Annotated in this window: 8 protein-coding genes; 6 read left to right on the forward strand and 2 right to left on the reverse strand. The window is 67.2% G+C overall.

Translation table 11 applies throughout. The features are described from left to right. The coding region (gene zapE / locus AC1DBQ_RS20440) for an AFG1/ZapE family ATPase (protein ID WP_476930250.1) at positions 1-336 on the reverse strand (336 nt) is incomplete at its 3' end. Positions 337-562: 226 nt separating this feature from the next. On the opposite strand from zapE, the gene AC1DBQ_RS20445 reads away from it, so the two are divergent. From AC1DBQ_RS20445 to ybaK, 3 genes are read left to right on the forward strand one after another with little or no spacing between them, the layout of a single operon-like run. Then, a complete protein-coding gene (locus AC1DBQ_RS20445) occupies positions 563-1,480 on the forward strand; it encodes a sulfurtransferase (RefSeq protein ID WP_476930251.1) in 918 nt (305 codons plus the stop codon). A gap of 60 nt (positions 1,481-1,540) precedes the next feature. Continuing rightward, positions 1,541-2,008 carry a SufE family protein gene (locus AC1DBQ_RS20450; RefSeq protein WP_476930252.1) on the forward strand — a complete coding sequence of 156 codons (468 nt, stop codon included), beginning with the start codon at positions 1,541-1,543 and terminating at the stop codon, positions 2,006-2,008. Positions 2,009-2,049: 41 nt separating this feature from the next. Continuing rightward, the gene (ybaK, locus tag AC1DBQ_RS20455; RefSeq protein WP_476930253.1) at positions 2,050-2,547 is read left to right on the forward strand and encodes a Cys-tRNA(Pro) deacylase; all 498 of its coding nucleotides are present in this window, start codon (positions 2,050-2,052) and stop codon (positions 2,545-2,547) included. 78 nt (positions 2,548-2,625) lie between these two features. On the opposite strand, the gene AC1DBQ_RS20460 is transcribed toward ybaK, so the two are convergent. Next, on the reverse strand, positions 2,626-3,984 hold the full coding sequence (locus AC1DBQ_RS20460; RefSeq protein ID WP_476930254.1) for an alpha/beta hydrolase family protein: 1,359 nt from the start codon (positions 3,982-3,984) through the stop codon (positions 2,626-2,628). Positions 3,985-4,210: 226 nt separating this feature from the next. Here AC1DBQ_RS20460 and AC1DBQ_RS20465 point away from each other — a divergent pair, with 226 nt between their 5' ends. The 3 genes from AC1DBQ_RS20465 to AC1DBQ_RS20475 all read left to right on the forward strand — a co-directional run. Continuing rightward, positions 4,211-4,699, forward strand: coding sequence for a hypothetical protein (locus AC1DBQ_RS20465; RefSeq protein ID WP_476930255.1), 489 nt, complete (start codon positions 4,211-4,213; stop codon positions 4,697-4,699). Between the two features lie 14 nt (positions 4,700-4,713). After that, the gene (gene msrB / locus AC1DBQ_RS20470; RefSeq protein WP_476930256.1) at positions 4,714-5,217 is read left to right on the forward strand and encodes a peptide-methionine (R)-S-oxide reductase MsrB; all 504 of its coding nucleotides are present in this window, start codon (positions 4,714-4,716) and stop codon (positions 5,215-5,217) included. A 208-nt stretch (positions 5,218-5,425) separates the two neighbouring features. After that, positions 5,426-6,789 (forward strand): DUF6421 family protein (locus tag AC1DBQ_RS20475; RefSeq protein ID WP_476930257.1); only part of this gene is annotated, 1,364 nt, incomplete at its 3' end.

The following is a 6,789-nucleotide window of genomic DNA, read 5'->3' on the forward strand; positions in this document are numbered from 1 at the left end:
GGTGCCAAACGCATTGGGCCCGGGGGCGGCGTGCCATAGCGATGCCAGCAAGTGGGTCTTGCCGACGCCGAATCCGCCGTCGAGGTAGATGCCCGCCCGGGAGGTGTCCTTCTTGCCGAAGAGCCGCTTGAACAGGCCATCGCCGTCGCGCGCGCCCACACCTGCCGCGAAGTGCTGAAGGGCGTGGACCGCGTGCGCCTGGCTGGGCTGGGCTGGGTCAGGACGGTAGCTGGAAAACGACACCTCACCAAACCGCGGCGAAGGATAGAACCCGTTGAGGAGTTCGTCCACGGAAACTGCCGGCGTGCGGGCGGCGAGCTGTTCGATGTGTACCAAGGTGGTCCGTTCTGCTGGTCTCTTGTCCCCAGCAAGAATACCGGCAAGGGAAGGCCGCCCCGCGTGCCTGGGTGCGAACCGGCGCCCGGCGTGAGCAAGACCACATTTCCCCGTGTGAACCCGGTGAAGCATTCCCGCGGGGCCGTGACTAGTGTTGTAACAGGCTGGCGCCGCGCACTCTTTTCCGCGCCCGGCCTCCTKACCGTTTCAGTGAAAGGCCATCACCATGTCCTACCCCGTTGAGCAGAACGAAAAGTTCGCCGCTTACGCCCACCCCGAGCGCCTGGTATCCACCGACTGGCTCGCCGCGGCAATCGACGCCGGCGCGCTCGACGGCGGCAAGCTCGTGGTGGTCGAGTCGGACGAGGACGTGCTGCTGTACGAAACCGGCCACATCCCCGGCGCCGTCAAGATCGACTGGCACACGGATCTCAACGACGAGGTCACGCGCKACTACATTGACGGTGAAGCCTTCGCCGCCCTGGCCGCGGCCAAGGGAATTTCCCGGGACAGCACCGTGGTCATCTACGGCGACAAGTCCAACTGGTGGGCCGCGTACGCCCTGTGGGTGTTTACCCTGTTCGGCCACGAGGACGTCCGGCTCCTGGACGGGGGCCGCGATAAGTGGATCGCCGAGGGCCGTGCCCTCACCACCGAAACCACGGTCCCGGTTCCGGGGACTTACCCCGTGGTGGACCGCAACGATGCCCCGATCCGGGCCTTCAAGGAGGACGTCCTTGCGCACTTCGGCAAGCCGCTGATCGACGTCCGCTCGGCTGAGGAATACACCGGCCAGCGCACCCACATGCCGGCCTACCCGGAGGAAGGCGCCCTGCGCGGCGGGCACATCCCCACCGCGGCCTCCATCCCGTGGGCCCGGGCAGCCGCCGAGGACGGCACCTACCGCGACCGCACCGAGCTCGAGGCCCTGTACCTGGGCGAGGCCGGGCTCAAGGAAGGCGACGACGTCGTGGCGTACTGCCGGATTGGCGAGCGGTCCAGCCACACCTGGTTTGCGCTGAAGTACCTGCTGGGCTTCKACACCGTCCGCAACTACGACGGGTCCTGGACCGAATGGGGCAACGCCGTGCGCGTCCCGATCGTCAAGGGCGCCGAACGCGGCACGGTCCCGGCCGGTCGCTAGGGTACGGTGCCGCCGGTTGCGACCGGGACACAATTGCCGCTCGTGCGTAAGCTGGGAGTGATGAATACTTCTGCCCTCCCCGCCGCACTGGCGGAAATTGTTGACGACTTCCAGGCCCTGACCGAACCCGAGCGGCTTCAACTGCTCCTTGAGTTCTCGCAGGGACTACCGGAGCTTCCGGAGCGGCTCCAGGACCACCCGGAACTGCTCGAGCAGGTGGTGGAGTGCCAGACCCCGCTCTTCCTCACCATTGAGACAGAACCGGCCGACGGCGGTGCGCCGGAACGCGTCCGGCTCTACTTCAAGGCGCCCAAGGAAGCCCCRACCACCCGCGGCTTCGCCGGCGTGCTCCATGAAGGACTCGACGGCCTCAGCGCTGCGGAAATCCTGGCCGTCCCGGACGATATGCCCGAACAGCTCGGCMTCACCCGGGCTATCACTCCCCTGCGGATGCGCGGCATGACCGCCATGCTGGGCCGGATCAAGCGTAAAGTCGCCGCCTCCGGATCCCAGCACGCGCAGTCCTGACCTCAGGCGCTCAGACAATCAGCTAAGGACAATCAGCCGATATGGCGCGGAAACAGGCATCCCAGGGAACTCCGGCCACCGCGGCACTCGCGGCCGCCGGGGTTCCCTTTGTCGCCCACCCTTACACGCATGATCCTGCCGTAGCGAGCTATGGTCTCGAGGCCGCGGAGATGCTGGGCATCGACMCCGCCCGGGTCTTCAAGACCCTGATGGTCGACGTCGACGGCCGGCTCGCCGTCGGCGTCGTGCCCGTGAGCGGCAATCTGGACCTCAAGGCGATGGCTGCGGCGCTGGGCGGCAAGAAGGCCGCGATGGCGGACCCCGCCGCCGCGCAGCGACGGACCGGCTACGTGCTCGGTGGCATTTCGCCGCTGGGGCAACGCCAGTCCTCCCCCACCGTGGTGGATGAAAGTGCCCTGGCGCTGGCGACCATCCTGGTCTCGGGCGGCCGGCGCGGACTGGACATCGAGCTGGATCCGGCCGAGCTCATTCGGCTCACGGCCGCCCGCACCGCGAGGATCGGCACCCGGCACGACTGACTGCCCGGCGATCGCGCTCTCGCGGCGATCGAGAGGACGGACCGCCGCTGTGTTGGCGTGAATCACCGCCGCCAACTGTCAGCCCGGTGTGGAGTGGCCGCCCGCCGGCTCCTGGTCCCCCGGATTGGTGCGGGGCGCCAGCTGCTGCCGGAGCCAGGCCATGACCTGCCGCTCCCAGCGCTCCGGATCCACGTTCCACTCTTTGGTGTGCCGAGCGGTGGTGAAGGACTCGAACGTGACCATCTCGGGATTCTTCTCGGCCAGCTCGGCGGAGGGCCCGTACGGGACGTATTCGTCGTCCACGCTGTGCACAATAAGGGTCGGCGTCCGCAGTTCCACGGCCCTCGACACCCAGTCCATCGCCTTGAGGTCCACCGGGKCGGCCAGCCCGGTCAGCCGCCGGCCCAGGGGGTGGCTGAGCATCAGTTGCCCGTACCGCCCCACCGACGACGGGATCCGGTTCAGCTCCGCATGGTGGGCCAGCACGTTGACCCAGTTGATCACGGGGGCGTCCAGGACCATCGCCCGGATCAGCTGCCGGTGCMGCGAAAGGTCGGCCGTCTGGAGGCAGATCGCTCCGCCCATCGACCAGCCGAACAGGACGACCTCGCGGGCGCCCTGCTCCAAGGCAAAGTCAATGGCAGCTTCGACGTCGCGCCATTCGGTGGAGCCCAGCCCGTAGCGCCCGTCGCTGGCTGACGGAGCCAGGCCGTCGTTGCGGTAGGAGATCAGCAGACTGGGCATGCCCAGATCCCGAGCGGTCCGGACGGCCCTCAGGCCCTCCTGCCGTGAGGCGCCGCGCCCGTGCACCATGATCGCCCAGACGTCCGACACAGTGTCTTCCGACGCCGGTACGGCGCGCACCAGCCATGCCGGCGCGGTTCCGCCCTCGACGTCGATCAGCACGTCGTCCGCCGACAGCCCGATGGCGGCCGGATCCGGATAGGCCGCCCCGCTCCACCAGCCGCGGCGGGCAGTGGAAATGTCCCCGCTGTAGACGGTCTCGACTTCCCGCAGCACGGTGCGTTCGGCCGGCGAGTAGGAGAGGATCCGGCCGATCCGCGCGTGGCCCCGGCCGCCGTCGAAGAAGAACCYGTACACCCCGTCCACCGTGGCGTCCGGGGTTGCGGCCAGGATGACCTGCAACCCGCGGCCCTCCCGGATCACGGCCAGCACTTCCTGGTCCGCGTCGCGGAACCTGGCAGGGGTGATGACACGGCGGGCGAAATACAGCGCGAGGGCGGATKATCCGGCGGCGAGCACCCCCGCAGCGGCGCTGCCTCCGATGATCCCCCCGACCGCCCACTTGGCGCTGCCGGACGGCCCGGCAGCGACGGTTGGGGCAGGGACCGTTGCAGAGACTGCGGCAACAGGGGTTGCCGTTCCGCGTGGGGCGGTCCGGGAGAGATCCGGCGGGAGGCGCAAGGAGGATGCCATGGCACCATTCTGACTGAACTGTCCGACAACAACGGCATTATGGCCCTTCACGAAGGAGGGGGTTGCTCCCGCAGCACMGCGCAGGCAGCTCCCCGCCAGCGGGGACACTGCGGAGCGGACAGACGGCGGGGCCGACACGCGGTGGAGACACACCAGCGGGGACACGGCATGATGCGCGCCAGGACAGAACCATGCACGGCGACACGAGCGCGACTAGGCTGGGGTCATGAGTGATCCAATCGTMATTTTGACAGAAGRGCCCCTCGGTGCGGATGACCGCGTCAACATCGAAACCCTGATTGCGGATGGCGACGCGCCCCTGCTGATCCTGGTCCCGGCCAATACCGAGCGGCACCTGATGGTGGATTTCCTGGAAAACCTTTCCATGCTCGAAGTTTCCAAAGCCTTCCGTGAACTGACGGCACATTCCGACCCCGCCGAGGAGCGGGCCGAAGCCGCCGACACCCTGGCAGCGTCCCTTGCTGCCCTGGCCGGCCTCGGCGGCGGAGTCTCGGGCGAAATCGTCGAGGGCAAGGCCGTGGACGGTCTGGTCGCCAAKGTCAAGGAACTCAGCGCCGGGCAGGCCGTGGTGATCACCCGCCCGCACGCTGTCGCCGACACCTTCCACACCGACTGGGCCACCAAGGCACAGGACAAGCTGGGCCTGCCCGTCCTGCATCTGTACGCCGGTTCKGGATTTATCGGGGACTCCTAAGCGTTATTGAGGCTATGAGCATCTTTAACAACAGGCCCAAAGCCATGCCCCTGGCAGTGCCCTCCGCCGGACCCGACGCCAGCACCGCCACCACGCCGCTCGAACACAACCCGGTCGAAAAGACGGATGCCCAGTGGCGCCAGGAACTGACCCCGGAGGAGTATCGGGTGCTGCGCCAGGCCGGCACCGAACKGCCCTACACCGGCGAATACTGGGACACCCACACCCGGGGCGTGTATCAGTGCCGGGCGTGCGGCACCGAGCTCTTCACGAGCAATGAAAAGTTCGACTCGCACTGCGGCTGGCCGTCCTTCTGGGCGCCGCTTGCCGACGGCACAGTCCGCTATATCCACGACCGCACCATGGGCATGGACCGGGTGGAAGTCCGCTGCGCCACGTGCGATTCCCACCTGGGCCACGTGTTCGACGGCGAGGGTTACGGCACCCCCACGGACCAGCGGTACTGCATCAACTCCGTCTCCCTGAAGCTCGTACCCGCGGACKACGCCGGGAAGTAAGCCCTCCTGCGGAGCCGGCCGGTGCCGAAGCGCCGCCKGCGGGCCCCGCAGCCCTCCCTCTTCTTCCGCTGGAACAGCCTTTCAGAATCACTTGCCACAGTCTTTCTTATGCTCGAGGCAATTTTGCATTAGAGCTGCTGTTTGCTTGCTACGCTCGATTTAGATCCAGCGAAACGCACCGCAGCTACTAGAAAGGCGACCGTCGACGATGACCACGACCGCTCTTACCGCCCCCGCCCAGATCACGGCCAGCAACCAGGAATGGCTGCGGCTCAAGGCTGCCGCCACCGCGCTGCAGGCCCTTCAGATCCAGGACGGATCCGTCCCGGAAACCACAGCCCACGAAGCCGCGACCGGGTACGTCGCAACCATCACCGCAGCGATTTCGGCGCTGGCGCCGTCCTTCCCGCACGACGCCCGCTACCTTGAACTGCTCGTCACCGACTTCGGCCGCTGGGCCGATGGCGGCTTTGGCGTGCCGGACTTCCTGGATTCCCTGCAGGCCTTCCAGCCGCAGCAGCACCGCGTCAACGGGCTCCAGCACCTCGTCGTCTTCCCGATGTACACCCAGAACGGCAGCAGCAACCGCCTGGTCGAGGCCGTGCTGATCGAAGTCATCTGGCCCGAGTTCATCGGCGGCCTGGAACAGGGCGAATACTCCAACAAGCTCTTCGTCCCGATCCGCTTCCTCGACTTCACCYCGGGCTACAACACCAACTCCGCCGTGCTCTTCCCCGAGACCGTCGCCGTCCGCGAGACCCCCACCTTCACGTGGGGCGCGATCTTCGCCGACCGCGAGGCTGCCCGCTTCCGCCGCGTCCTGCGCGCTGCTGCGGACATCACCTCGCTGCAGCTTCCCGACKACGCGGCAGCACTGCTGGAGGACCAGAAGCTGACGCAGGAAACGTTCGTCATGTGGGACCTGATCCATGACCGCACCCACATGCGCGGCGACCTGCCCTTCGACCCGTTCATGATCAAGCAGCGCATGCCGTTCTTCCTCTACTCGCTCGAGGAACTGCGCTGCGACCTCACCGCCTTCCGCGAGTCGGTCAAGATCGAGAAGGACGAGGACGCCGACCCTGAGGCACGCCGTCACGCCAAGCTCGTCCAGTACGCCGTKATCTTCGACCGCATCTTCCGCTTCGCGATCACCGGAACCCGCGTCCGCAACTACGACGGACTCGGCGGCCAGCTGCTCTTCGCGTGGATGCACCAGCACCACGTCCTGCACTGGACCGACAGCAAGCTCAGCATCGACTGGGACGAAGTTGCCGACGTCGTGATTGAACTCGGCGCCMGCATCGAGGAACTGTACTGGCGCTCGATCGAMCGTCCGAAGATGGCCCACTGGCTCGCCGCCTACGAGCTCATMTCCGGCACGGTCACGCCCAACCCGGCGTCGGTCTGGGCCAAGGGTCCGGACGCCCTCCCGCTGGCCGGCCCGCCGCGCGGCCTCACGGACCAGGTCCTGGACGACGAGTTCCCGCTCTCCATGTTCTACGAGGCCCTTKAGAAGAAGATGCGGCCGGTCATTGAATCCACCGCCGGCATCACGGGGTCCTCTGACAC

The organism is Arthrobacter sp. 10T413_2 (genome assembly GCF_056394205.1).